This is a genomic window from Kribbella steppae, from assembly GCF_004342025.1.
In the GTDB taxonomy this organism is placed as follows: Bacteria; Actinomycetota; Actinomycetes; order Propionibacteriales; family Kribbellaceae; genus Kribbella; species Kribbella steppae.
This window is the reverse complement of the sequence record NZ_SLWN01000007.1, coordinates 252,066-277,610: the sequence shown is the minus strand read 5'-3', so window position 1 is coordinate 277,610 and position 25,545 is coordinate 252,066. Positions and strand designations below refer to the sequence as shown.

Below are 25,545 nucleotides of genomic sequence, written 5' to 3'. Positions count from 1 at the left end.
TTGAGTGCGGCGTCGTCCGTTGAGTGCGGCGTCGTCCGTTGAGTGCGGCGTCGTCCGTTGAGTGCGGCGTCGTCCGTTGAGTGCGGCGTCGTCCGTTGAGTGCGGCGTCGTCCGTTCAGCCCGGCGTCGTCCGTTGAGCTTCGCGTCGGGCTTCTGCGGCGGTGAGTCTCTCGCGGAGGTCAGGCGAGTGTGCGGGCAGGAACTCGTCGGCGAAGTAGGGTAATGCACCCTTCACCGTATTTGGCTCAGTGGCCTAGTCAATAGCCCAATGAGCCAGTTGTCATAAGGTGGGCGTATGGACTCGCCGCCCTCTAACCGACCGGTACCGCCCCGTCCGGTACTGCGGTCAAGGCTGTATGAGCAGGTCGCGGATCAGATCTCCACCTGGATCATGGAGAACGGTCTGCTGCCGGGTGACCGGCTGCCGCCCGAGCGGGAGTTGGCCCAGCGGCTCGGGGTGAGCCGGGCGACGTTGAGCCAGGCGCTCGTGGCACTCGAGGTGATCGGCGCGGTGGTGGTCCGCCACGGCGACGGCACGGTGCTGACCGGGCGGGCCAGGACTGCTCCGGTGATGGAGGCGATCCGCGCGCATGCCGACCGGTTGCCAGAGATCATCGAGGCCCGCGACGCGCTCGAGTCGAAGCTGGCCGCGCTGGCGGCGGTACGTCGTACCGACGCTGACCTCGCCGCAATCCAGGCGGCGCTGGAGGAGATGGAGCGCGAGATCGACGCCGGTGGGCGCGGGGTGGAGGCGGACGAGCAGTTCCACGGCGCGATCACCACGGCCGCGCGGTCCGAGTTGCTGACGCAGATGATGGCGGCGATCCACGACCTGATCCGGGAGACCCGGTTGGAGTCGTTGTCACAGCCCGGCCGGCCGCGCGAGTCGTTGGCAGGTCACCAAAGAGTGGCCGATGCGATCGCCGTCGGTGATCCGGATGCCGCCGCGCTGGCGATGCACGAGCACGTCATGCTCGCGTCGGACGTCGCACTTCTCCGCGAGCAGTCGTGACGGGTCCTGAACATGTAGCTGTCATCGCTGCGGGGCTTGGGGCCGGCGTACTGACGTCGACGGTCGGGGTGGCGTCGTTGCTTAGCTTCCCGGTGCTGATCGCGCTCGGGATCCCTCCCGTGGTCGCGAACACGTCGAACACGCTCGGCCTGTTGCCAGCCGCGATGAGCGGTTCGTTCGGGTACCGCCGCGAGTTGCGCGAGGTACGCCGGGCGCACACGATCGCCGTTGTACTGACCTGTGCGATCGGGGCGATCGGCGGTGCGGTGCTGCTGTTGGCTCTGCCGCCGGGGGTGTTCGCGGCGATCGCGCCGTGGCTGATCCTGTTCACCTGCCTGATCGTCGGTGTCCAGCCGTGGATCACGAAGTGGCTGCGGTCACGGCACGACGAGCCGCACGGGGAGCGTACGGCGATGTCGCCCGCGACCACGTTCTTCGCGGCGCTGACCGGTGTGTATGGCGGCTACTTCGGCGCCGGTGCGGGCGTGATGATGATGGCCGTGCTCGGCCTCGGCCTGGACCTGGACCTGCGGATCGTCAACGCGCTCAAGACCCTCGCATTACTGGCCGCGAACCTCGTCGCCAGCCTGATCTTCATCTTCGTCGCCGACCTCGACCTGACCGTCGCCGGCCTTCTTGCCGCCGGCTCCGTCGTCGGCGGTTACGTCGGCGCGCACATCGGCCGCCGCCTGCCGGCCACGGTGCTGCGCGTCCTCATCGTGCTGGCCGGCATCATCGCCGCCGTCCTGATGCTGCGCTAGGGCCGCGTTATGCTCGAGCGTCTTCTGCTGGGAGGAGCCCGATGACCACGCTGCCGAAGGATCTGCCGATCGTCGAGCGGGACGTGGTCCGGCTCGTCGTCCGTGACAGCGAGGACCGGATCCTGCTGTTCCACACTCGCGAACTGTCCGCGCCGGAGCTGGGCGTGTGGTGGGAGCTGCCCGGTGGCGGCATCGACGAGGGCGAGACCTATCTGGACGCCGCGGTGCGGGAGCTGCACGAGGAGACCGGGATCATCGTGCCCCCCGAGCAGGTGGGCTCTCCGACTTGGCGGCGTACGGCGGCGTTCCGGCATCGCGACTCCCGGCACCTCCAGCACGAGGTGGTCTGCGAGGTGCGGCTCGAAGGGCCGGGGCCGGATGTGGACGAGGCCGGGCGGTTCGAATACGAGAAAGAAGACTACTTCGACTTCCGCTGGTGGCCGATCGCCGAGGTCGTGGCCAGCAAGGAGGCCTTCTACCCGCGCAATGTGCCGGGTCTGCTGACCCGCTTCCTGGCGGGCGAGGAGATCGACGAGCCGTTCGAGCTCTGGTCCTGATCCACTAGAGGTGCTGGGTGCTAGAGGTGCTGGGTGCTAGAGGTGCTGGGTGATGGCGCCGGCGGCGATCACCAGGCAGATGACGCCGTTCAGATAGCGGTGGGTGTAGAGGATGGCGACGAACTCGCGGATGGTTGCCGTCGGCCAGTAGTACGCGGCGGTGGGTGAGCCGACGACCTGCCCATCGACCTTGGCCTTGCGCGCGGTGAGGGCGGCGCGGAAGGCGTGGAAGTTGTTCGTCACGATCAGGCAGCGGTACTTCGGTCGCCGGGCGACCATGAGTTCGCGGCTGAAGGTGAGGTTCTCCAGCGTGGTCGTGGATCGATCCTCGCGCAGCACCCGGTCCGCCGGGACTCCGCGTTCGATCAGGTACGACGCCATCGCATGCGACTCGGGGATGTCCTCGTCGGGCCCCTGACCACCCGACGTGATGATCATCGGGGAACGGCCCTTGCGCAGGGCCCGGCCGTACACCTGCTGTGCGCGGTCCAGTCGGCTCGCGAGCAGCGGCGGGACGCGGGAGCCGCGCAGGCCGGCGCCGAGGACGACGATGAAGTCGACCTTCCGGGAGGACCGGACCCGGCTGTACACGAACGCGTACGCGAGGAAGCAGACGAACAGGAACGAGATGTAGGTCAGGACGCCGATCAGGATCGAACGAACCGCCGCGAGCGGTTCCCAGCCGATCTTCTGCACAGCGAGGCCGAAGACGACGAAGCCGATGATGCCGAGACCGGCGAGCAGCGAGAGCAGGTTGGCCGGACGGCGGCCTTCGCGGCGGAGCATGGTGACGCCGTTGACGACCAGGAACACGGCCAGGACCGCGATGGCCAGGGGGATCGCGACCAGGATCGCGACGACGAGCAGCCGGGCGGCGGTGCCCGAGACGGACTCGAGCGCGAAGATCACGCCGAGGCCGGCGAACATCAGCGTGAGCACCAGGAAGATGCCGTTGCGGAACAGCCGCCGGTCCCGCCAGAAGCTGACGCAGAAGATCAGGAACCAGAACCCGGCAACCCCGAAAGAGAACATCATCGGGAGCTATCAAAGCATGCGAACAAGCCAACGGCGCCGCACCGAAAGGGTGCGGCGCCGTTGTCGGGAACAGAATCAGACGAGCCCGGTCAAGGACGAGATCGAGGCCTTGTGCAGGCGGGTGATCACGTTCTTGGTGTTCGGGTCCGAGCGGAACTCGTACGAACCCGACTCGAACACCAGGTACGCGCGGCCGCCGAACTCGGTCAGCCCCTCGGACAGGGCCGGCGCCCGGAAGCAGCTCAGCTTGGCCTTGTCCAGGTCCGGCTGGCCGCGCTTGACGACGTACAGGTTGCTCAGGTTCTTCCGCCCGTACGACGTGCTGAAGATGAAGTGGCCCTTGGTGACGAGCAGACCCTGCGTCTTGGTCGGGATCTCCCACGCGCGGTTGACCGTGACGAGGGTGCCGTTCGGCTTGATCTTGTACTCGTACATCTTGTCCCGGCCCTTGTCGTTGAACTTCCCGGCCCACAGCGAGTCGCCGTAGCTGGTCAGGAACGACGCGCCGTACACCTTGCGCTCCGAGCCGACGGCCTTCACGTACGGCGTGCCGGACTTCTTCATCGCGGCGGCCAGTGTCGACAGCTTGTACTTGCGGATGCCGTTGGTGCTGCCCTGGACGAACGCCCAGCCGTAGGCGGTGGTGATCCCGCCGGCGTGGGTCGGCGCGATCGCGACGTCACCGACGACCTTGTTGGTGGCCGGGTCGATGCCGACGATGATCGAGTTCTTGCCGGGGTGGTACATGGCGACCAGCAGCAGGTTCTTCGAGCCGGACCAGTTCCACCAGGTGCCGATGCCCTGCGGGATGTACGACCCGAGCCGCGGCAGCGCGGCGCTGTTGCTGAACCGGCTGTCGTACTTCTTCGACGCGGAAGGGCCGTCGTAGAAGGGCTTGCCACCCTTCTTGGTGTCACAGCTGATCGCGCGGGTCGCCGACACGTCCGACGCAGCGGTGGCTGCGGACGTGGTGGCGGCCTGGGAGGACTCGGGGCCGTTGACCGCGACAGTGATCGCGGTGCCGGTGGCCAGGACACCCGCCAGGCCGAGGGCGGTGAAGACCCGGCGGCGGGAGAAGGTGACGCGCGACATGCTTTCCTCTCGAACGGGAATTGGTTGCCTTCGTCACCATATAGGTCGTCAGGTCGACGCCCGCCGCACCAGGGTGGTGGGGAGGATCACCGCGGCCGGCTGTTCGCCGCCGATGACGTCGCCGAGCAGCCGGACCATCTCCGAGCTGATCCGCTCGAACGGCTGCCGCATCGTGGTCAGCGCAGGAGTCAGCGAGGCGGCGAGATACGAGTCGTCGAACCCGCCGACCGCGACGTCGTCCGGCACCCGCCGGCCCTGCGCGGCGAGCGTGGTCAGCGCACCGGCTGCCATCAGGTCGGAGGCGACGAACACCGCGTCGATATCGGGCCGGCGTTCGAGCAGCTCACTCATGGCCCGCTGCCCGCCCAGTCGCGAATAGTCGCCGTGAGCAACGAGCGACTCGTCGTACGCATCGCCGAGCTCGTCGCGGTACCCCTGCAGCCGCTGCACCCCGCCGGGTGTATCCAGCGGTCCGGTGATGGTTGCGATCTGTTGCCGGCCGGTGTCACGCAGGTGCCGGACCATCTCGCGGGCCCCGGCGACGTCGTCGGCGGCGACGTACCCGATCTTGCCCTCGTGCCCGAGCGGCGTACCGCAGGCGACCGTCGGGATGCCGTCGCGCAGCAGGGTGCCGACTACCGGGTTCCCGGCGTGCGACGAGATCAGCAGTACGCCGTCCACGTGGCCGGCGGTGACGTAGTCGGTGACGCGGCGTCGTTCCTCCGCAGTCCCGGCGACCATCAGCAGCAACGGCATGTCCCGCTTGGCCAGCGCATCCGCGGCGCCGCGCAGCAGGACCGAGAAGTTCGGGTCCTCGAACAGGAGTTGCTGCGGCTCGGTGAGCAGGAACGCGACCGAGTTCGCCCGCCCGGTGACCAGGCTCCGCGCGTGCCGGTTGGCGGCGTACCCGGTGGACTTGATCGCGGCCTGGACCGCGGTGAGTGCCTCCGGTGAGACCCAGTGGCCGCCGTTCAGCACCCGGGAGACGGTGCCCCGGGAGACACCGGCGACGGCGGCCACGTCCTTGATCGTGGGTCGCCTGCGGCCGCCGTTCTGCTCCACAGGCCCGGAGTCTAGTCTCACCTCAACTCTTCACCGCGCCGGCCGCGAGATCGACCTTCCAGTAGCGCTGCAGGGTCAGGAACAGCGCCAGCAGCGGGATGATCGAGAGCAGCGACCCGGTCACGACCGAGGTGTAGAGGCTGGGCTGGGACGCGCCCTGGTTGAGCAGGCCGGACAGCCCGACGGTGAGCGGGAACAGATGGTCGTTGCCGAGCATGATGTACGGCAGCAGGAAGTTGTTCCAGATCGCGACGAACTGGAACAGGAACACCGTCACCAGCCCGGGCGCCATCAACGGGACCGCGATCGACCGGAAGATCAGGAAGTCACCGGCACCGTCGGTCCGCGCCGCCTCGACCAGATCATCGGGTACGGCGGCAGCCGCGTAGATGCGGGCCAGATAGATGCCGTACGGACTGATGATGCTCGGCAGCAGCACGGCCCAGTAGGTATTGGTCAGCCCGAGCTTGGCCAGCAGCAGGTACTGCGGGACCGCGAGCACCACGCTCGGCACGAGTACCCCGGCCAGCAGCACGTTGAACGTCGCCTGCTTGCCGATGAACGTGTACTTCGCCAACCCGTAGCCGGCCGCAGCGGAGACAGTCGTCGACAGCAGTCCACCGACGCCGGCGTACAGGGCGGTGTTCGCCATCCACCGCCAGAACAGCCCACCCCGGTACGCCGCCAGATCGGCGATGTTGTCGAACAGATGCGTCGACGGGCTGAAGGTGAAGGTCGAGAACAACTCCGCGCCACTCTTCGACGACGCGATCACCACCCACGCCACTGGCAGCAGGCAGTACACGGCGCCGATCAGCAGCAGTCCGGTCGCGACCGGACTGTGGTTCGACGGCCGACGGACAGCGGTCTGGACCGACGGCTTCACGGTCGACCGGGATGCAGTGATCGTCATCGGTTCTCCTGACCGAAGGCGCGGTTCTGGACCAGCCGCAGGAAACCGAACGACAGCACGAACGTCGCCGCCGCGAGGATCACCGAGGTCGCCGCCGCCGAGTGGATGTCGTCCCGGGTGAACGCGTCCCGGTAGACCTTCATCAACGGCGTCCAGGTGCTGGAGATGGTGTTGGTCAGCGGCCGCAGCGTCACCGGCTCGGCGAACACCTGCAGGGTCGCGATGATCGAGAAGACGAACGTCATGATCAGCGAGGGCAGCACGACCGGGACCTTGATCCGCCAGGCGATCGCGATCTGGCCGCACCCGTCCAGCTCGGCGGCCTCGTAGATCTCGGTCGGGATCGCCTTCAGCGCGGTGTAGATCACCACCATGTTGAACCCGACGCCACCCCAGACGGCGATATTGGCGACCGCGAAGATCACCGACCCGGACGACAACACGTCGGGCAGGCTCCAGCCGAGCCGGTCGGCGGCGTAGTGGAACGGGCTCACCGACGGCAGGTAGAGGAAGCCCCACAACAACGAGGAGATGACCGCGGGTACGGCGTACGGCAGGAAGATCGCCAGCCGGGAGAACTTCCTGGTCCGGGCCCGCGGCGTGTCCAGCAGCAACGCGAACACCAGGGCCAGCCCGAGCATGGTCGGTACGACGATCACGCCGTACGCCGCAACCCGCAGCACGCTCGAGGCGAAGTCCGGGTCGGTCAGCGCCTTGGTGTAGTTGGACAGCCCGGCCCAGACCTGCTCGCGAGATCCCTTGCCGAGCCCGAGCCCGCGCACCTTGACGGTGCGCAGGCTCAGGTACACCGCGTACCCGATCGGCAGGGCGAGGAAGGCGGCGAACAGCACCACCGCCGGGGCGAGGAACGCGTACGGCGCCAGCGAGCGACGCCGATGAGTCGGGCTCACTTGACCGAGAACCCGGCGCTCTTGAGGTTCTCCAACGTGGTCGCCTGCATCGACTTCACCGCGGCTGTGAAGCCCTCCTTGGACTTCGCCTGGGCGGCCTTGCCGAACTCGTCGGTGTATGCGGAATAGGCGACGTTGACGTTGGGGCCGAACGTGAAGCTGCGGGCCGTCTTCGCGATCTCGGCCGCCTTCGGGTAGAAGTCCGCCTGGGTGGCGAAGAACGCCGGCGGCGCCGACAGCGCCTGCGCCTGACCGGGCTGGTCGGACGGATAGATCCCGCTCACCTTGGCGAGCGCGGACACGGCCTCGGGCGACGTGTTCAGCCACTCGATGAACTTGGCAGCCTCGGCCGGGTGCTTGGACTGCGACGTCACCGAAGTTGCCGAGCCGCCCCAGTTTCCGGTGGCGGGCTGGTCAGGTGCCCACTGCGGCAGCGGTGCCATCGCCCACTTGCCCTTGGTGGCGGCCGCGTTGCCCTCGAGTACGCCGGGCGCCCAGATGGCCGAGAGCCAGCCGACCTGCGTGCCGTTGTTGAGCGCGGCGTTCCACTCCGGCGTGTACATCGGCTTGTTGTCGATCACACCGTCCGCGACCAGGCCGCCCCAGTAGTCGGCCACCTTGAGGGTGGGCTCGTCGTCGATCGACACCGACCAGGACTCACCGTCGATGCTCCACCAGGACGCACCGGCCTGCTGGGACAGTCCGGCGAACCAGCCGGGGTCGTTCGCCGAGAACGTGCCGAGATACTTCTTCGGGTCGGCCGCGTGCAACTTCCGGGCGACCTGTGCGTACTCGTCCCACGTGGTCGGGACCTGCAGGCCGTACTGCTTGAAGAGGTCCGTGCGGTAGTAGAACATCATCGGCCCGGAGTCCTGCGGGACGCCGTACACCGCATCGGTGCCGAGCGTCACCGACTTCCACACGGTCTCCGGGAAGTGCCCGGCGGTGCCCTGGTCGAGGTTCTTCGAGATGTCGGCGAGTGCGTCGGCGGAGACCAGCGTCGGGATCTTCTGGTACTCGGCCTGCATCAGGTCGGGGGCGCCGCTGCCGGCCTTGATCGCGGTGAGCAGCTTGGTCACCGCCGGGTCGCCGCCGTCCTGCTTGTTCACGGTCACCTGGATCTCGGGGTGCGTGGCGTTCCAGGTCGCCACCACCCTGTCCATGTTCGGGGCCCAGGTCCAGAACGTGAGTTTGACGTTCTCCTGCTGCTGGGTGGCCGGCGCGTCCGCGCCCGAGGCTGTGTCCGAGTCGTTGCCGGAGCAGCCTGCCAGCAGCAGCGCGGCGCCGGCGGCCAGAGCGGCCAGCCGGAGCCGTGGGTTTCGTCGCATCACTTGTCTCCTCCTCAGGGAGTGCCCGGCATCGGTGGCGCGCTGATTGCGGCTCGGCGGGCTGTGCACGTTCACAGTGATATTCCGTGTTCGATCTTGTCAACAGTTCGTTTCATCCTGTTTCCTTGCTGTTGCGCGGAGCCGATCGGCTGTGTGCGTGCACAGATTGTGAGGACTTATTCATGGCTTCGGGGTGGCTTCGGGGAGTGTCGGCGATCAGCTACGGCGGCGACTACAACCCCGAACAGTGGCCGGAGGAGACCTGGCCCGAGGACATCGAGCTGATGCGGCAGGCGGGCGTCAACCTGGTCAGCGTCGGCGTCTTCTCCTGGGCGCTGATCGAGCCGCGACCCGGCGAGTACGACTTCGGCTGGATGGACCGGCTGTTCGCGCTCCTGCACGACGCCGGAATCCGGATCAGCCTCGGTACGCCGACCGCCTCGCCGCCGGCCTGGTTCTTCCACGAGCATCCCGAAGCCCGGGTCGTGACCCGCGACGGGACCGTCCTCGGCTTCGGTTCGCGTGGCATGGCCAGCCCGAGCTCAGCGGCGTACCGGGAAGCCAGTACGTCGATCGCCCGCGTCCTCGCTCGTCGCTACGGCGACCACCCCGCACTGGCCGTCTGGCATGTCCACAACGAGTACGGCGCTCCCGTGTCGGAGTGCTACTCGGAGGAGAGCACCCGCGCGTTCCGCCGTTGGCTGCAGGACCGCCACGGCTCGCTCGACGCACTCAACCACGCCTGGGGTACGGCGTTCTGGGGACAGCGCTACGGGGAGTGGGACCACGTGTCCGCTCCGGCCGTCTCGGCCAGCGTGGTGAATCCGGCCCAGCGGCTCGACTTCGCCCGGTTCAGCTCCGACGCACTGCTGCAGTGCTTCATCGCCGAACGGGACGCGATCCGGGCCGAGTGCCCGGACATACCGATCACCACGAACTTCATGGCCGGGACCTGCCCGTCGGTGGACCTGTGGAAATGGGCCGACGAAGTCGACATCGTTGCCAACGACCACTATCTCGTCGCTGCCGACCCACGCAGCCATGTCGGCCTGGCGCTGTCGGCCGACCTGACCCGGTCGATCGCCCGCGGCCGGCCGTGGATCCTGATGGAGCACTCGACCTCGGGGGTGAACTGGCAGCCGCGCAACCTGGCGAAGCGGTCCGGCGAGCTGGCCCGGAACGCGCTGACCCATCTGGGACGCGGCGCCGACGCGGTGATGTTCTTCCAGTGGAAGGCGTCCCGGTCCGGCGCGGAGAAGTTCCACTCGGCGATGCTGCCGCACGCCGGCACCGGCAGCCGGATCTGGTCGGAAGTCTGTGCGCTGGGCGACGGGCTCGGCCGCCTCGGTGAGCTGCTCGGCGCCGAGGTGCGCGCGGACGTCGCCGTACTGTGGGACTGGGAGTCGTTCTGGGCACAGGACCTGGAGTGGCGGCCGAGTGAGGATCTGTCCCACCGGGAACGGATCGACACCTTCTACGACCGGCTCTGGCGCGATGGGCTGACCGTCGACTTCGCGCATCCGGAGTCCGACCTGTCGGCGTACCGGCTGGTCGTGGCGCCGGCGTCGTACCTGCTCACGGACGTTGCTGCTGGCAACCTTCGACGGTACGTCGAGAGCGGCGGCACGCTGGTGGTGTCGTACTTCTCGGCGATCGTGGACGGGAACGATGCCGTCCACGCCGGTGGCTATGTGGCGCCACTGCGGGACGTGCTCGGCCTGACGGTCGAGGAGTTCCTGCCGTTGCGCGCGGGCGGGACCGTCCGGCTGACGGCCGGCTTGACCGGTGACGTCTGGTCGGACGACGTGGCGCTGGAAGGCGCCGAGGTGATCGTTGCCTTCGAGGACGGCCCGGGCGCCGGGAAGCCGGCCATCACGCGGAACGTACTCGGCGACGGCTCGGCCTACTACCTCGCGACGCGACTCGGGGTGGACGAGTTGGCCGTCGTACTGCGGCAGGCCTACGACGACGCGGGAATCGTGCCGGCGGACGGGGCGCCCGAGGTCGAGATCATCCGCCGGCACGGAGACGACGCCGACTATCTGATCGCGGTCAATCACGGCAACCGGCCGGTGGACCTGCCGGCCGGTGGGACCGATCTGCTGACCGGAGAGGCGGGTGACTCGCTGAAGCTCGACGCCGGCGGTGCCCGTGTCGTCCGGGTCACGACGAAGGAGACCTGATGCGAGAGATCACCCGAAGGGCAGCGCTCGGCGGAGCGGCTGCGTTGGTACTCGGCAGTGCCGGGACCTTGCCAGCCGTGGCCGGTGACACCTTGACCAACCCGGGGTTCGAGCAAGGGCTGGACGGATGGAATGTGCTGGGCGAAGTGGGCTCGGCGAAGGTCGAGAGTGGCGGCCGGACTGGTGACCGGCTGACGCACTGGGCCGCGAGCGACTATCGCGTGACGACGCGACAGGCGGTCGAACTACCCGGTCGCGGCTGGTGGACCGTGAGCGTGTGGGCCAAGTCCGGCGGTGCGCTCAATGCCAGCACCTTGTCGGTCCGGGGTTGCGGGGCAACCGCATCGACCGTGATCGCGCAGACCGTGCAGGACGACAAGTGGGTCCGTTCCGCCGTCTCCGTGTACGCCGATCGACGTCAGCTGTGCACGATCGAGCTGTCGACGGCCGGGCCGGGCGGCACCTGGGCGAGCTTCGACGACGTCGGACTCGAACCCGGGCGGGTACTGCGGACGATTCGCGGTGGCGATCTGTCCGGCCTGGCGAAGAACGAGGCCTTCGGGGCGACGTACGCCGATGCACAGGGCCGGCCCGGGGACGCGGTGAAGATCCTGGCCGGGGCGGGGATGAACCTGGGCCGGCTGAAGGTGTGGGTCGACCCGGCCGACGGTTTCAACGACAAGGCACACATGGTCGCGACCGGGAAGCGGATCAAGGCGGCCGGGATGAAGCTGCTGGTCGACTTCCACTACTCGGATCGCTGGACCGACCCCGGCGCACAGGGCATCCCGGCTGCTTGGCGCGACCTGACGCCGGCCCAGTTGGCGGACGCGGTGGCTGCGCACACACGCGACGTACTGCAAGCCTTGAAGAAGGCTGGTGCGACCGCGGACTACGTTCAGGTCGGCAACGAGATCAACCCTGGGATGCTCTGGCCGTGGGGACAGACATGGGACGTCGACCCGTCCGATGGCGTGGTCGGTGCGCAATGGGACAACCTGGCCGCGTTCCTAACTGCCGGCGCCCGAGCGGTGAAGGCAGTCGCTCCGTCCACGAAGGTGTTGCTGCATCTGACCAACATCAACAACGGCATCGACAGCCTGACCTGGTGGTTCGACGAGGTGGTCGCGCGGAACGTGCCGTTCGACCTGATCGGGCTGTCGTACTACGGCTACTGGCATGGCAGCCTGGCCGACCTGCAGGAGGCGATCACCACGTTGTCGAGCCGGTACGACCGCGACGTGCTGAACGTCGAGACGGCGTACCCGTTCACGCTGGACGATGATGCGCCGACCTTCGAGAACATCATTCGGGATCCTGCTCAGCTCGTCCCCGGGTATCCCGCGACACCGGCCGGTCAGTCGGCGGCGTACCGGGCGGTGCAGGACGCGGTCGCCGCGGCCGAAGGCGGTCGCGGCATCGGAACGGTCTACTGGGAGCCGGCCTGGACCTCGGTCGCCGGCGCCGGCTGGGACCCCGCGGATCCGTCCTCCGGCAACGCCTGGGAGAATCAGGCGCTCTTCGATTTCACCGGCAAGCTGCTGCCCGCCGCCCGAAACCTTTCGCTGCTCTCCAAGGGATAAGACCGCTCGGCCCCGGCTCCGCGCGATATGCGAGAGTCGGGGCCGGGACCCCCGTACGAGAGATAGGGCCGACGATGACGCAGCTCACCAACTGGGCCGGGAACATCAGCTTCGAGAGTCCGCTCGAACGGCCGCAGTCGGTGCCCGAGCTGCAGGAACTCGTCGCCGGCAGCGAGAAGGTCCGCGTCCTCGGCACCGGGCACTCGTTCAACACGATCGCCGACAGCACCGGAACCCTGGTCACCGTCGCGGACCTGCCGCAGGTGATCGACGTCGGTGACAGTGGAGTGACGGTCTCGGCCGGGCTCCGGTACGGCGAGATCACGGCGGCGCTGCAGTCGAAGGGACTCGCGCTGCACAATCTCGGCTCACTGCCGCACATCTCGGTCGCCGGCGCGTGCGCGACCGGTACGCACGGCTCCGGTGACACCAACGGCCCGCTCGCGGACGCGGTCAACGCGATCACCTTCGTCACCGCGGCCGGCGAGCTCGTCACGCTGACTCGCGACGACCCCGACTTCGGCGGCTCGATCGTCACTCTCGGCGCCCTCGGGGTCACCGTCAGCCTCACGCTCGACGTGCAACCGTCGTACGACATCAGCCAGATCGTGTACGACGGCCTGCCGGTGGATCGGCTCGGAAGCGACTTCGCCGAGGTGATGGGCAGTGCGTACAGCGTCAGCGCGTTCACCGACTGGGTCGACCCGGACGTGATGGTGTGGCGCAAGCAGCGCGCCGGTTCACCGATCGACACCGACTGGCTCGGAGCTCGCGTTGCCGACGGCCCCCGGCACCCGATCAAGGGGATGCCGGCCGACTACGCGACCCAGCAGGGCGGCGTACCGGGGCCGTGGAACGAGCGGCTGCCGCACTTCCGGCTGGAGTTCACCCCGAGCAACGGCGACGAGTTGCAGTCGGAGTACTTCGTCCCGCGGGCGAAGGCGGCCGAGGCGTTCGAGGTGTTGCGAGCCCTGGGCAAGCAGTTGGCGCCGGTCATCCAGGTGTCCGAGGTACGCACGATCGCCGCCGACGAGCTCTGGTTGAGCCCGAGCCAGGGCCGCGACACCGTCGCCCTGCACTTCACCTGGATCCAGGACGAGGCCGCCGTACTCCCGGTTGTCACCGCCCTCGAGGAGGCCATCAACCCGCTGGGCGCCCGACCGCACTGGGGGAAGGTGTTCGCGGCGGACGCGGGGTACCTGCGGTCGTGCTATCCGAAGGTTGCCGACTTCATCGAGTTGGCCGCGAAGTACGACCCGGACGGCACGTTCCGCAATCCCTATCTGGACAAGTACCTGCCTCTCAGATCCCAGGGGTAAGGGAGAGCAAAGAGAAATCTGACGGCAACCGGACTGGTGTCCGGGGGCAATAGACGCACGTCACAGTGACTGGGTGTTCCGGACCGTTGACGCTCCGTCTCGAGAGGTGTGCTGTGTCTGCTTCTGATCAGTCTGTGCGACGTGGCGGGATCCGGCCGTTGGTGGTGCGGTTGCACTTCTATGCGGGGATCCTGGTCGGCCCGTTCCTCCTCCTGACGGCGCTGACCGGGTTCCTCTACGCTCTGGCTCCGCAGATCGAGAACGCGCTGTACCGGGACACGATGTTCGTCGAGAGCTCGGGTACGACGTTGCCGATCAGCCAACAGGTGTCAGCTGCCCGCGAGAGCCAGCCGGAGGGCACGCTGGTCGCCGTACGCCCGGCGGTCGGGCCGGGTGACACGACGCGGGTGCTCTTCGACGTGCCCGGGCTCGGTGAGTCGGAACGCCTTGCAGTGTTCGTGAATCCGGGCAACGCCGCTGTCACCGGCGAGCTGGCTGCCTATGGCTCCAGTGGCGCGTTGCCGTTCCGCACGTGGTTGTCGCATCTGCACCGGAGCCTGCACCTGGGTGAGCCCGGCCGCATCTACAGCGAGCTGGCTGCGTCGTGGCTGTGGCTGGTCGCCCTGGCGGGATTGGTGCTGTGGTGGACAGGTCGTCGTACCGGATCTCGCTGGCGGGTGGAGCGGTCCGGGAGCGCGCGCCGCCGCACGTTGTCCTGGCATGGGGTCCTCGGGACGTGGGTGATCCTCGGGATGCTGTTCTTGTCGGCGACCGGCCTCACCTGGTCGCGGTTCGCCGGGGAGAACGTGTCGGAGTTGCGCGCCTCGCTGAACTGGAAGACGCCGACGGTCAGTACGGCGCTCACCGACGCGGACCACGCTGGTCACGAAGGACACACCTTCCCCGGCGGCGACGTCGACCCAGCAGTCGAGGAGTGGGACCAGACGCTGCAGTCCGCCCGCTCGGCCCAGTTGGACGGGCCGGTCGAGATCGCCGCGCCGAAGAAGGCCGGTACGTCGTTCGTCGTCCAGGAGATCGGGAAGGCGTGGCCGACCCAGGCCGACGCGGTCGCGGTCGATCCGATGTCGGGAAAGGTGGTCGACGTACTCCGGTTCGCCGACTATCCGATCGCGGCGAAGCTGTCGCGGTGGGGGATCGACGCGCACATGGGCATGCTGTTCGGCCTGGTCAACCAGCTCCTGCTGCTGATCGTCGCCGGGACGATCGTGGCGATGGTGATCTGGGGCTACCGGATGTGGTGGCTGCGCCGGCCGACCCGAGGCCACGTGCGGTTCGGTCGTCCGGCCCGGCGTGGTGCCTGGCGGGAGATCCCGGTGCTCGGGGTGGTCGTGCTACTCGCCCTCGCGGTCGGGGTGGGATTGTTCCTGCCGCTGTTCGGCATCAGCCTCGCGGCGTTCATCGTCATCGACCTGGTGCTCGGGCTCTATCGCTGGCGGACGACGGCCCCAGCGGAACAACCCGAGAGTGAAGAGCTACTCGTGTGAGATCGGCTCGAGGGTCGTGGTGATGGTCCAGAGCAGGTTGCGGAGCATCCGGCGCTCCTCGGGCGTGAGCTTGGCCAGCGCCCGCCGGCCGGCCTGCGCGTAGACCTCGTTGACCGTGTGGGCGAGTTCCACGCCGCGGTCGGTGAGCTCGATACTGACCTGCCGGGCATCCGTCGAGTTCTTCACCCGGCGGACCAGGCCGGCGGCTTCCATCCGCTGGGTGGTCTTGGTCGCGGTCGGGACCTCGACATCCAGCACCTTCGCGAGCTGCGCGACCGGGAGCGATCCGAGGTGCAGGAGTTTGGCCAGCACCAACTCCTGCCCGGTGTGCAGGCCGGTGCCGGCCAGCTCCTCGCTGACCGCCTTCCGGGCCGCCCGGTCCGCGAACCGCATCGCGATCAGCACGTCCGCCTCGCTGGCCGGCGCGTCAGCCGGCCAGCTCGATTCCTTCCCTGCCGCAACGCCCCGGTCGGCGGTCTGCTCGGTGCTCACGCGTGACTCCGGGGCAGGAATGGGTTCCGCGCGTCGTAGTCACCGATGTACTCCGTCGGGATCGCGGGCTCGCCGCGGCTCAGCTGACTCGCGTAGCGGGGGAGCTCGTCGCGGACCTTCAGGTGGTGGGCCTGAGCCTCCTCCGGGGTGCTGCGGCCGATGATCTTGCCATTCTCGACCAGCGGCTTCAGCAGCTCGCGGTCGTCGCCGTCGTCGGTCGGCGGCTCGCCGACACCGATCAGCTCGACCTCGGCGACGCCGGTCGCCGAGCGCCGGCGCAGCGCCCACTTGCGGCCGCCGATGGAGATCTTGTCCGGGCTCTTCTTCGCCACCGGGATCAGCTTGCCGTCCGCGTCCTCCCGGGCGACCAGCTTGTAGACGAACCCGCTGGTCGGGTAGCCGCTCCCGGTCACCAGCGAGGTCCCCACGCCGTACCCGTCGACCGGCGCCGGTGCGAGCGCGGCGATCTGGAACTCGTCCAGGTCGCTGGTCACGATGATCCGGGTCTTGGTCGCACCGAGCGAGTCCAGTTGCTCGCGGACCTGCCCGGCCAGCGACGGCAGGTCGCCGGAGTCGAGCCGGACCGCGCCCAGGTCGGGCCCGGTGATGTCGATCGCGGTCCGGACCGCCTCGGCCACGTCGTAGGTGTCCACCAGCAGCGTCGTTCCCTTGCCGAGGGCATCGACCTGGGAGATGAACGCGTCCCGCTCCCGGTCGTGCAACAGCGTGAACGAGTGCGCCGCCGTACCGGTGCTCGGAATGCCGTGCCGGCGGGCCGCCTCCAGGTTCGAGGTGGCGCTGAAGCCGCCGATGTACGCCGCCAGCGCGGCAGCGACCGCGGATTCCTCGTGGGTCCGGCGCGAGCCCATCTCGATACACGGCCGGCCGCCGGCCCACCAGGTCATCCGGGAGGCGGCCGAGGCGACCGCGGAGTCGTGGTTCAGGATGGACAAGAAAACGGTTTCCAGCAGCACCGCCTCGGCGAAACTGGACTCCACCACCAGCACCGGTGAGCCGGGGAAGTAGATCTCCCCGTCGGCGTAGCCGGAGACGTCGCCGCTGAACCGGTAGTCCGCGAGCCAGTCCCGGGTAACCTGGTCCACGACACCCCGGTCGGCCAGGAACGCGATCGCCTGCTCGTCGAAGCGGAACCGCTCGAGGGCGTCGAGCAGCCGGTTCACGCCGGCCACCACGCCGTACCGGCGGCCATCCGGTAACCGGCGGGCGAACAGTTCGAAGGCCGAGCGGCGGTGCGCCGTGCCGTCGGCCAGGCTGGCCTGCAGCATGGTCAGCTCGTAGTGGTCCGTGAGGAGCGCGGTCGAGTGCGTCACAAGGGCAGCCTATTGCGAACGACGAACCGATGATGGAGAGAATGGACCGGTGAGCACCGCACCCAGCGAACTCGAGAGCCCCGAGGTCGACGAGGCGATCGAGCTGAGCCCACCGTGGGTGACGATCGTCTGGAACGATCCGGTCAACCTGATGGACTACGTCACCTTCGTCTTCCAGACCTATTTCGGCTACTCCAAGCAGAAGGCCGAGAAGTTGATGATGCAGGTCCACACCGACGGGAAATCGGCGGTCTCCAACGGCAACCGCGAGGCGATGGAACGCGACGTCGAGGCGATGCACTCCTACGGCCTGTGGGCCACCTGCGAGAAGTCGTGACGCGGTTCCGCAAGCGCCGCAAGACCGTGGTCGTCAGCTTCGCCGAGCACGAGGCCGACATCCTGGCGAACCTGCTCCGCAACCTGGTCGAGCTCCTGTACGACGGGCTGCCGCCGCGCGCCACTGAGTCCAGCGACCCGCTCGCCGCGCTGCTGGACAGCGACGGGCCGACCTCGCCGCCGGAGGACGTCGTCCTGCAGCGGCTGCTACCGGACGCGTACAAGCAGGACGACATGGCCTCCGCGGAGTTCCGCCGTTTCACCGAGCGCGGTCTGCGCGACGGCAAGATCGGCGACGCCAAGCGGGTGCTGTCCGCGCTGGAGGAGTCCGGCGCCGACGAGATCGCCCTCGAACCCGACGAACAGCTGTCCTGGCTCCGCGCCATCAACGACCTCCGCCTGGCCATCGGCACCCGCCTGGACATCAAGGAAGAGGACGACTACGCCACCTGGGAGAAGCTCCCGGACGACGACCCCCGCCGCCTCACGTACGACCTCTACGACTGGCTCGGGTATCTCCAGTCGGCCCTGTTGCATAACATGCGCTGAGTGACGTATCCGAAGACCGGACCGGCCCGACTGACTGCCAGCGCCGACTTTCCGGGGATCGAGCGTGGGGTGCTCGAGTACTGGGAGAAGGACGGGACGTTCCAGGCGTCGGTCGAGCAGCGGCCGGCCGGCGAGAACGGGGCGAACGAGTTCGTCTTCTACGACGGGCCGCCGTTCGCGAACGGGTTGCCGCACTACGGGCATCTGCTCACCGGGTACGTGAAGGACGTCGTACCGCGGTACCAGACGATGCGTGGGCACCGGGTCGAGCGGCGGTTCGGCTGGGACACACACGGGCTGCCGGCCGAGCTGGAGGCTCAGCGGGTGCTCGGGCTGAAGACGAAGGCCGACATCCTCGAGCTCGGGATCGAGAAGTTCAACGAGGCGTGCCGCGCCTCGGTGCTCAAGTACACCGGCGAGTGGCGCAGCTACGTCACTCGGCAGGCCCGCTGGGTCGACTTCGACAACGACTACAAGACGCTCAACCGCGACTACATGGAGTCGGTGATCTGGGCGTTCAAGTCGCTCTACGACAGGGGCCTGGTGTACGAGGGTCTGCGCGTCCTGCCGTACTGCTGGAACGACGAGACCCCGCTGTCCAACCACGAGCTGCGGATGGACGACGACGTCTACCAGCAGCGCCAGGACCCCTCGATCACGATCGCGGTCGAGCTGGAGACCGGCGAACGCTTGCTCGCCTGGACGACCACGCCGTGGACCCTGCCGAGCAACCTGGCGATGGCGGTCGGGCCGGATGTGGACTATGCGATTGTCGACGATCCTGCCGGGCCGACGATCCTGGCCGAGGCGCGGCTGGAGGCCTACGGGTACACCGAGGTGCTCGGGCGGCTCAAAGGTTCGGAGCTGATCGGCCGCCGCTACACCCCGCTGTTCCCGTTCTTCGCTGACGCCGCGGTGTGGGGGACGGGTGAGGCCTTCCAGGTGATCGCGGCCGAGCACGTCACCACCGACGACGGCACCGGCGTCGTACATATGGCTCCCGCGTACGGCGAGGAGGACCAGATCGCCTGTGAGGCGGTGGGGATCCCCACACTCCTGACCGTCGACGACGGAGCGCGGTTCACCTCGGTCGTTCCGCCGTACCAGGGGATGCATGTCTTCGAGGCGAACCGGCAGATCATCCGCGACCTGCGCGCGGCCGGGGCGCTGGTGCGCGAGGACAGCTACGTGCACAGCTACCCGCACTGCTGGCGGTGCCGGAATCCGCTGATCTACAAGGCGGTGTCGAGCTGGTTCGTCGAGGTGACCCGGATCCGGGACCGGATGGTCGAGCTGAACGAGCAGATCACCTGGGTCCCCGAGCACGTCAAACACGGTCAGTTCGGCAAGTGGCTGTCGAACGCGCGGGACTGGTCGATCAGCCGGAACCGGTTCTGGGGCAGCCCGATCCCGGTCTGGCGCTCGGACGACCCGGCGTACCCGCGGATCGATGTGTACGGGTCGATCGAGGAGCTCGAGCGCGACTTCGGCGTCCCGGTGCCCGATCTGCACCGGCCGTACGTCGACCAGTTGACCCGGCCGAACCCGGACGATCCGACCGGTCGATCCACGATGCGGCGGGTGCCCGACGTCCTCGACGTGTGGTTCGACTCGGGGTCGATGAGTTTCGCGCAGGTGCATTATCCGTTCGAGAACACCGCGTGGTTCGAACATCACTTCCCCGGCGACTTCATCGTCGAGTACATCGGGCAGACCCGCGGCTGGTTCTACACGATGCACATCCTGTCCACCGCGCTGTTCGACCGGCCGGCGTTCTCGTCCTGCCTGAGCCACGGCATCGTGCTCGGCAGCGACGGGCAGAAGATGAGCAAGTCGCTGCGCAACTACCCGGACGTGTCGGAGGTGTTCGACCGCGACGGCGCGGACGCGATGCGCTGGTTCCTGATGTCGAGCCCGATCCTGCGCGGCGGCAACCTGGTCGTCACCGAGGACGGCATCCGCGACGGGGTACGCCAGGTGATGATCCCGCTGTGGAACGCGTGGTACTTCTTCGCCTTGTATGCGAACGCCACCGGCGCCTCGGGATCCTGGTCGACGGACTCGCCGGACCTGCTGGACCGGTATCTGCTGGCCAAGTTGCGGGTGTTCGTCGACGACATGCAGGCGCGGCTGGACCGGTACGAGGTCGCGGCGGCCTGTGAGTCCGTCGTCGGCTATGTCGAGGTGCTGACGAACTGGTACATCCGGAGGTCGCGGGACCGCTTCTGGGCGGGCTCACCCGAGGCGATCGACACCCTCTACACCACGCTCGAGGTGCTGACCCGGACCGTCGCCCCACTGCTGCCGCTGACGACCGAGGAGATCTGGCGGGGTCTCACCGGCGGCCGATCGGTGCACCTCACCGACTGGCCTTCGGTCGGCGAGCTGCCCGACGACCCGGGCCTGGTCGCGCGGATGGATCGGGTGCGCGAGATCTGCTCGGTCGCGTCGTCGATCCGCAAGTCCGAAGGGATCCGCGGTCGACAGCCGTTGCAGTCGTTGACAGTGGCAACGGCCGATGCGGAGGCGCTGACGTCGTTGGTGCCGCTGATCCAGTCCGAGGTCAACGTGCGGGACGTCGTACTGGCGTCGGCGGACGCGGTTGACGCGCCGGTGTCGCAGCGGTTGACGGTGAATGCGCGGGCGGCCGGTCCGCGGCTCGGGCGCGAGGTCCAGTCGGTGATCAAGGCGTCCAAGAGCGGTGACTGGTCGGTCTCCGCCGACGGTGTCGTTGTTGCCGGGGGCATCGAGCTGGTCGAGGGCGAGTACACGCTGGAGACGACTCTTGCTGAGGGTGGTACGGCGAGTGGCCTGCTGAGCGGCGGCGGCTTCGTCGTACTCGACACGACGGTCACGCCGGAGTTGGCGGCCGAAGGTATCGCGCGGGATGTGATCCGGGCGGTGCAGCAGGCACGGCGCGATGCCGGGCTGGATGTGACCGACCGGATGCGCCTGCAGGTGACCGCGGACGCGGCCGTGCTCGCCGCCGTCGAGGCTCATCGCGAGCTGATCATGGGCGAGACGTTGGCGCTCGAACTCGACCTCGAGGAGGGTCCTGAGCTGCTCGTCCGGGTGACTGCCTAGGGTGGGCGCCATGGAGACGCGGAGGCTTGGTCGGACCGGTCGGGATGTGGGCGTGGTCGGGCTCGGTGCCTGGCAACTAGGCGGCGACTGGGGCTCGGTGGACGAGAGCGATGCGCTCGCCGTGCTGCGGACCGCGGTCGAGGGTGGGGTCACCTTCATCGACACCGCGGACGTGTACGGCGACGGGCGCAGCGAGCGGCTGGTCGGGCAGGTGCTCAAGGAGACGGCTCTCAACGGGGTTGGCGGCCTGACCGTGGCGACCAAGATGGGCCGCCGGGTGGAGCAGATCCCGTCGAACTACAACCGCGAGGCGTTCCGGGCCTGGAACGACCGGTCGCGGACCAATCTCGGGGTCGACACCGTCGATCTGGTCCAGCTGCACTGCCCGCCGACGCCGGTGTACTCGACCGACGCTGTGTTCGACGCGCTCGACGAGTTGGTCGCGGAGGGCCGCATCGCGTCGTACGGCGTCAGTGTCGAGACCTGCGCCGAGGCGCTCATGGCGATCGCGCGGCCGAACGTCGCGTCGGTCCAGATCATCCTGAACGCCTTCCGGCTGAAGCCGCTCGACGAGGTGCTGCCCGCGGCGCGCGAGGCGGGCGTCGGCATCATCGCCCGGGTGCCGCTGGCGAGCGGTCTGCTCTCCGGCAAGTACGACGAGAGCACCGTGTTCGGGGCCGATGACCACCGCACCTACAACCGCCACGGCGAGTCGTTCGACGTCGGCGAGACCTTCTCCGGCGTCGACTTCAGCACCGGCCTGGAGGCCGTCCGCCGCCTGATGCCCTGGCTCCCCGCCGGCGCGACCATGGCCCAGTTCGCCCTCCGCTGGATCCTCGACCAGCCTGGCGTCACCGTCGTCATCCCCGGCGCCCGCAACCCCACCCAGGTAGCAGGCAACCTCGCCGCCGCCCAACTCTCCCCACTCTCGCCCGACCAGTTGGCCGCCGTACAGCAGACCTACGACGACCTCATCCGCCCCCAACTCCACGACCGCTGGTAGTCACGCTCGGTGATCATCCAGTATTCGGACAGAGGCTGCGATGGTCAGGGTGGGGCGGTCGGGCCAACTACGGTTGTGGTGTGTTGGTGATTGAGCAGGGGACGTACGACGCGATCGTTGCGCATGCTCGTCGGGATCATCCGGACGAGGCGTGTGGGGTGGTTGCGGGGCCGGCCGGGTCCGACCGGGCGGTGCGGTTCGTGCCGATGCTCAACGCGGCCATGTCGCCGACGTTCTACGAGTTCGACTCGGGGGATCTGCTCCGGTTGTACAAGGAGATGGACGAGCGCGACGAGGAGCCGGTGGTGATCTACCACTCACACACCGCGACCGAGGCGTACCCGTCCCGCACCGACATCAAGCTGGCCCAGGAGCCCGGCGCGCACTACGTGCTGGTGTCGACCCGGGACGGTGCCGACGCACCGGCGTTCGACGGGCCGGTCGAGTTCCGCTCGTACCGCATCATCGACGGCGAGGTCGTGGAAGAAGAAGTACGCGTGGTTGGTTCTTACTCAGAGACCGCCGGCGAACAGAACCAAGGAGAGAACTGAGATATGGCGATCGAACTGCGCGTACCGACGATTCTGCGCACCTACACCGGCGGTGAGAAGGCCGTGAACGGCGACGGCGCCACGCTGGCCGAGTTCATCAACGACGTGAACGGCACCCACCCGGGTCTCAAGGAGCGCATCGTCGAGGGTGAGCCGGAGGAGTTGCGCCGGTTCGTCAACGTGTACGTGAACGACGAGGACGTCCGCTTCACCGGCGGCCTACAGACCGGTATCAAGGACGGCGACGTGGTCGTCGTACTGCCTGCCGTCGCCGGCGGCTGATCACAAAGGACTGGTCATGCGCTTCGACAGCCTGCTGGACTCGGTCGGGGGTACGCCGCTGGTCGGCCTGCCCCGGCTGTCGCCGTCGGCCGACGTACGGCTGTGGGCGAAGCTCGAGGACCGCAACCCGACCGGCTCGATCAAGGACCGGGCCGCGTTGCGGATGCTGGTCGACGCCGAGAAGGACGGCCGGCTCCGGCCGGGGAACACGATCCTGGAGCCGACCTCGGGCAACACCGGGATCTCGCTGGCGATGGCGGCCAAGTTGCGCGGCTACCGGATGGTCTGCGTGATGCCGGAGAACACCTCCGAGGAGCGCCGGCAGATCCTGCGGATGTGGGGTGTCGAGATCATCTCCTCCCCGGCCGCGGGCGGTTCGAACGAGGCGGTCCGGGTGGCCAAGCAGGTCGCCGAGGAGCACCCGGACTGGGTGATGCTCTACCAGTACGGCAACCCGTCGAACGCGGCCGCGCACTACGACGGCACCGCGCGCGAGATCTTCACCGACCTCCCGTCCGTCACCCACTTCGTGGCCGGCCTCGGCACCACCGGCACGCTGATGGGCGCCGGCCGGTTCTTCCGCGAGCACAAGCCCGAGGTGCGGATCGTCGCGGCCGAGCCCCGGTACGGCGAACTCGTCTACGGACTGCGCAACCTCGACGAGGGCTTCGTGCCCGAGTTGTACGACGAGACGCTGATCGACGCCCGGTTCTCGGTCGGGCCGCGGGACGCCGTCCGCCGGGTGCGTGAACTGCTCGACAACGAGGGGATCTTCGCCGGCATCTCGACCGGTGCGATCCTGCACGCCGCCCTCGGCCAGGCGGCCAAGTGTGTCCGGGACGGCGAGTCCGCGGATATCGCGTTCGTGGTCGCCGACGGCGGCTGGAAGTACCTGTCGACCGGCGCCTACGAAGGCACCATCGACGAGGCCGAAGACCGCCTCGAAGGCCAACTCTGGGCCTGATCCCGGATCGCGCGGCCGTGCTGGCGCGCCGGTGTTGGGCCCGTCGGGGGCGAGCCGTCGGGGTGAGGAGTCACCAGGTGGGCTGGCGGAGGGCCCGGCCCGGCGTGGGTGCCTTTGTTGCTGTCGGCACCTGATCGGTGGTTACGTCATTGCCGCCTACGGTTGCTTGAAGAGGATCTTGCGCCCGAGTCGTGGATGGACTCCGCGCCCCTTGCAGCTGTTGCAAGGGCGCTGCGCGTAGCTGAAGAGCGCGCCGCGGTGCCGTCCGGCGCCCTTGCACCGGTTGCACTTGGCGTTCGGGTGCAGGGACAGCGAGACGACATACAGAGCGAACGCCGCCATGGCCAGCACGAGCATCATCCCGGTCGGCCCGAGGGACGCCGCGATGTCTGCCCACGTGCTGTTCGTGTCCGCAGCCTGACCAGCGGCCTGCCCTGCGGCCGTGGCATTCTCCGGTTGCGGATTCGGTGCGGCAGTGGTGCCCAGCACCACCGCGATGTGGTGCGCCAGGTTCATGGCGTCACGACGGGCGGTCGAACAAACATCGCTCCAGCGTGGCGCGCATCACGCGAAAAGGCAATTCCGGAGAGTAAAGGTGTGGATAAGTCCGGCGTGTCGGTTGCGGATCTTAGGTAAGCCTCCCTTCAGCACTGCCCGCTGCCGGACCTGTCCACAGTCGCCCGGCGCCCGGTTCACAGCCGCCCGACGCCCGGTCCACAGCCGTCCGGCGCCCGGTCCGCAGCCGCCCGGCGCGAGGACGGTGGCTGCCGGATAAGCTGCAGCCGTGGCAGACGCACCGGTGGGGATCTTCGACTCAGGCTTCGGGGGACTCACAGTCGCCCGCGCGGTGCTCGACCAGCTGCCGCACGAGCCGATCCTCTACCTGGGCGACACCGCCCGGCAGCCGTACGGTCCCAAGCCGATCGCCGAGGTCCGCGAGTATGCGCTGGAATGTCTCGACCACCTGGTCGAGGCGGGGGTCAAGATGCTCGTGATCGCCTGCAACTCGGCCAGTGCCGCGATGCTCCGGGACGCTCGCGAGCGGTACGACGTACCGGTCGTGGAAGTGATCCTGCCGGCCGCCCGCCGCGCCGTCGCCGCCACCCGGAACCAGCGCGTCGGCGTCATCTGCACCCGGGCGACCGCGGCCTCGCTGGCGTACGAGGACGGCTTCGCCGCCGCGCCGCAGGTCGAGCTGTTCACCCAGGCCTGCCCGCAGTTCGTCGACTTCGTCGAGTCCGGCGTGACGTCCGGACCCGAGCTCCTCGAGGCCGCCCACGAGTACCTGGACCCGCTGGTCGAGGCCGGCGTCGACACGCTCATCCTCGGCTGCACCCACTACCCGCTGCTGACCGGCGTGATCTCCTACGTGATGGGCGACAACGTCACCCTGGTCAGCAGCGCCGAGGAGTGCGCCAAGGATGTGTACGGCGTCCTGACCAAGACCGGCCTGCTCCGCCCGGACCACCTGCCCGAGCCGCGGCACCGCTTCGTCACCACCGGCAGCCCGGCGGAGTTCGCCGCGATCGGCTCCCGCTTCCTCGGCCCGGTCCTGTCCGGCGTCGACCAGTTCGCCTGGATCCGCTAGCCCCTTCCACATGCGTCCCCGGATCGATGTGACGGGTCTCGCACTGGATGTTGTCCAGGGCACCGGATCCGCCTCCGACGTGCCCGAAATCACTGCCAGGCAAC

Annotated in this window: 24 protein-coding genes; 15 read left to right on the top strand and 9 right to left on the bottom strand. The window is 68.4% G+C overall.

From position 1 onward, the window contains the following. Window positions 1-295: 295 nt before the first annotated feature. The 3 genes from EV652_RS21805 to EV652_RS21795 are packed head-to-tail and all read left to right on the top strand — an operon-like array spanning window position 296 to window position 2,330. On the top strand, window positions 296-1,012 hold the full coding sequence (locus EV652_RS21805; protein ID WP_132211031.1) for a FadR/GntR family transcriptional regulator: 717 nt from the start codon (window positions 296-298) through the stop codon (window positions 1,010-1,012). Continuing rightward, window positions 1,009-1,773: a sulfite exporter TauE/SafE family protein gene (locus tag EV652_RS21800; RefSeq protein WP_132211030.1), complete on the top strand. Its 765-nt coding sequence runs from the start codon at window positions 1,009-1,011 to the stop codon at window positions 1,771-1,773. Before EV652_RS21805 ends, EV652_RS21800 begins: the two co-directional genes overlap by 4 nt. 41 nt (window positions 1,774-1,814) lie before the next feature. After that, the gene (locus EV652_RS21795; RefSeq protein WP_132211029.1) at window positions 1,815-2,330 is read left to right on the top strand and encodes an NUDIX hydrolase; all 516 of its coding nucleotides are present in this window, start codon (window positions 1,815-1,817) and stop codon (window positions 2,328-2,330) included. Between the two features lie 36 nt (window positions 2,331-2,366). On the opposite strand, the gene EV652_RS21790 is transcribed toward EV652_RS21795, so the two are convergent. The 6 genes from EV652_RS21790 to EV652_RS21765 all read right to left on the bottom strand — a co-directional run bounded on the left by EV652_RS21790 (window position 2,367) and on the right by EV652_RS21765 (window position 8,671). Next, window positions 2,367-3,365, bottom strand: coding sequence for a YdcF family protein (locus tag EV652_RS21790; RefSeq protein ID WP_199238326.1), 999 nt, complete (start codon window positions 3,363-3,365; stop codon window positions 2,367-2,369). A gap of 75 nt (window positions 3,366-3,440) precedes the next feature. Then, entirely contained in the window at window positions 3,441-4,457 is a 1,017-nt protein-coding gene (locus tag EV652_RS21785; RefSeq protein WP_132211028.1) for a hypothetical protein, read from the bottom strand. A 48-nt stretch (window positions 4,458-4,505) separates the two neighbouring features. Then, on the bottom strand, window positions 4,506-5,519 hold the full coding sequence (locus EV652_RS21780) for a LacI family DNA-binding transcriptional regulator (RefSeq protein ID WP_132211027.1): 1,014 nt from the start codon (window positions 5,517-5,519) through the stop codon (window positions 4,506-4,508). Window positions 5,520-5,541: 22 nt separating this feature from the next. After that, window positions 5,542-6,432: a carbohydrate ABC transporter permease gene (locus tag EV652_RS21775; RefSeq protein ID WP_242001906.1), complete on the bottom strand. Its 891-nt coding sequence runs from the start codon at window positions 6,430-6,432 to the stop codon at window positions 5,542-5,544. After that, window positions 6,429-7,343, bottom strand: coding sequence for a carbohydrate ABC transporter permease (locus EV652_RS21770; RefSeq protein ID WP_132211026.1), 915 nt, complete (start codon window positions 7,341-7,343; stop codon window positions 6,429-6,431). Before EV652_RS21770 ends, EV652_RS21775 begins: the two co-directional genes overlap by 4 nt. After that, on the bottom strand, window positions 7,340-8,671 hold the full coding sequence (locus EV652_RS21765) for an ABC transporter substrate-binding protein (RefSeq protein ID WP_132211025.1): 1,332 nt from the start codon (window positions 8,669-8,671) through the stop codon (window positions 7,340-7,342). The genes EV652_RS21770 and EV652_RS21765 overlap by 4 nt, the downstream gene beginning before the upstream one ends. A gap of 182 nt (window positions 8,672-8,853) precedes the next feature. On the opposite strand from EV652_RS21765, the gene EV652_RS21760 reads away from it, so the two are divergent. The 4 genes from EV652_RS21760 to EV652_RS21745 all read left to right on the top strand — a co-directional run bounded on the left by EV652_RS21760 (window position 8,854) and on the right by EV652_RS21745 (window position 15,261). Beyond that, window positions 8,854-10,854 carry a beta-galactosidase gene (locus EV652_RS21760; protein WP_132211024.1) on the top strand — a complete coding sequence of 667 codons (2,001 nt, stop codon included), beginning with the start codon at window positions 8,854-8,856 and terminating at the stop codon, window positions 10,852-10,854. Continuing rightward, window positions 10,854-12,437, top strand: coding sequence for a glycoside hydrolase family 53 protein (locus EV652_RS21755; protein ID WP_132211023.1), 1,584 nt, complete (start codon window positions 10,854-10,856; stop codon window positions 12,435-12,437). The genes EV652_RS21760 and EV652_RS21755 overlap by 1 nt, the downstream gene beginning before the upstream one ends. 74 nt (window positions 12,438-12,511) lie before the next feature. Then, window positions 12,512-13,756 carry a D-arabinono-1,4-lactone oxidase gene (locus EV652_RS21750; RefSeq protein WP_132211022.1) on the top strand — a complete coding sequence of 415 codons (1,245 nt, stop codon included), beginning with the start codon at window positions 12,512-12,514 and terminating at the stop codon, window positions 13,754-13,756. Between the two features lie 134 nt (window positions 13,757-13,890). Beyond that, complete coding sequence (locus tag EV652_RS21745; protein WP_199238324.1) at window positions 13,891-15,261, top strand: PepSY-associated TM helix domain-containing protein; 1,371 nt, start codon at window positions 13,891-13,893, stop codon at window positions 15,259-15,261. On the opposite strand, the gene EV652_RS21740 is transcribed toward EV652_RS21745, so the two are convergent. Beyond that, on the bottom strand, window positions 15,250-15,753 hold the full coding sequence (locus EV652_RS21740; protein WP_242001905.1) for a MarR family winged helix-turn-helix transcriptional regulator: 504 nt from the start codon (window positions 15,751-15,753) through the stop codon (window positions 15,250-15,252). The genes EV652_RS21745 and EV652_RS21740 overlap by 12 nt on opposite strands. Further along, window positions 15,750-17,039: a nicotinate phosphoribosyltransferase gene (locus tag EV652_RS21735; protein WP_242001939.1), complete on the bottom strand. Its 1,290-nt coding sequence runs from the start codon at window positions 17,037-17,039 to the stop codon at window positions 15,750-15,752. Before EV652_RS21735 ends, EV652_RS21740 begins: the two co-directional genes overlap by 4 nt. Window positions 17,040-17,133: 94 nt before the next feature. On the opposite strand from EV652_RS21735, the gene clpS reads away from it, so the two are divergent. The 7 genes from clpS to EV652_RS21700 all read left to right on the top strand — a co-directional run bounded on the left by clpS (window position 17,134) and on the right by EV652_RS21700 (window position 23,853). Next, window positions 17,134-17,421, top strand: a complete 288-nt coding sequence (gene clpS / locus EV652_RS21730) for an ATP-dependent Clp protease adapter ClpS (protein WP_132211019.1) — start codon at window positions 17,134-17,136, stop codon at window positions 17,419-17,421. Continuing rightward, window positions 17,418-17,969, top strand: a complete 552-nt coding sequence (locus tag EV652_RS21725; RefSeq protein WP_132211018.1) for a DUF2017 domain-containing protein — start codon at window positions 17,418-17,420, stop codon at window positions 17,967-17,969. The genes clpS and EV652_RS21725 overlap by 4 nt, the downstream gene beginning before the upstream one ends. Continuing rightward, window positions 17,970-21,053 (top strand): isoleucine--tRNA ligase, encoded by a 3,084-nt coding sequence (gene ileS, locus EV652_RS21720; protein ID WP_132211017.1) that lies wholly within the window; start codon window positions 17,970-17,972, stop codon window positions 21,051-21,053. It abuts the gene before it with no gap. Between the two features lie 10 nt (window positions 21,054-21,063). Then, window positions 21,064-22,056, top strand: a complete 993-nt coding sequence (locus EV652_RS21715) for an aldo/keto reductase (protein ID WP_132211016.1) — start codon at window positions 21,064-21,066, stop codon at window positions 22,054-22,056. 80 nt (window positions 22,057-22,136) lie between these two features. Then, entirely contained in the window at window positions 22,137-22,607 is a 471-nt protein-coding gene (locus tag EV652_RS21710) for a M67 family metallopeptidase (RefSeq protein ID WP_132211015.1), read from the top strand. Between the two features lie 3 nt (window positions 22,608-22,610). Further along, on the top strand, window positions 22,611-22,889 hold the full coding sequence (locus EV652_RS21705) for a MoaD/ThiS family protein (RefSeq protein WP_132211014.1): 279 nt from the start codon (window positions 22,611-22,613) through the stop codon (window positions 22,887-22,889). 16 nt (window positions 22,890-22,905) lie between these two features. Next, window positions 22,906-23,853 (top strand): PLP-dependent cysteine synthase family protein, encoded by a 948-nt coding sequence (locus tag EV652_RS21700; protein WP_132211013.1) that lies wholly within the window; start codon window positions 22,906-22,908, stop codon window positions 23,851-23,853. 156 nt (window positions 23,854-24,009) lie between these two features. On the opposite strand, the gene EV652_RS21695 is transcribed toward EV652_RS21700, so the two are convergent. Continuing rightward, window positions 24,010-24,369: a hypothetical protein gene (locus EV652_RS21695; RefSeq protein WP_132211012.1), complete on the bottom strand. Its 360-nt coding sequence runs from the start codon at window positions 24,367-24,369 to the stop codon at window positions 24,010-24,012. A 268-nt stretch (window positions 24,370-24,637) separates the two neighbouring features. Between EV652_RS21695 and murI the strand changes: the two genes are divergently transcribed. Further along, window positions 24,638-25,441, top strand: coding sequence for a glutamate racemase (gene murI / locus EV652_RS21690; protein WP_132211011.1), 804 nt, complete (start codon window positions 24,638-24,640; stop codon window positions 25,439-25,441). The last annotated feature ends 104 nt before the right edge of the window (window positions 25,442-25,545 follow it).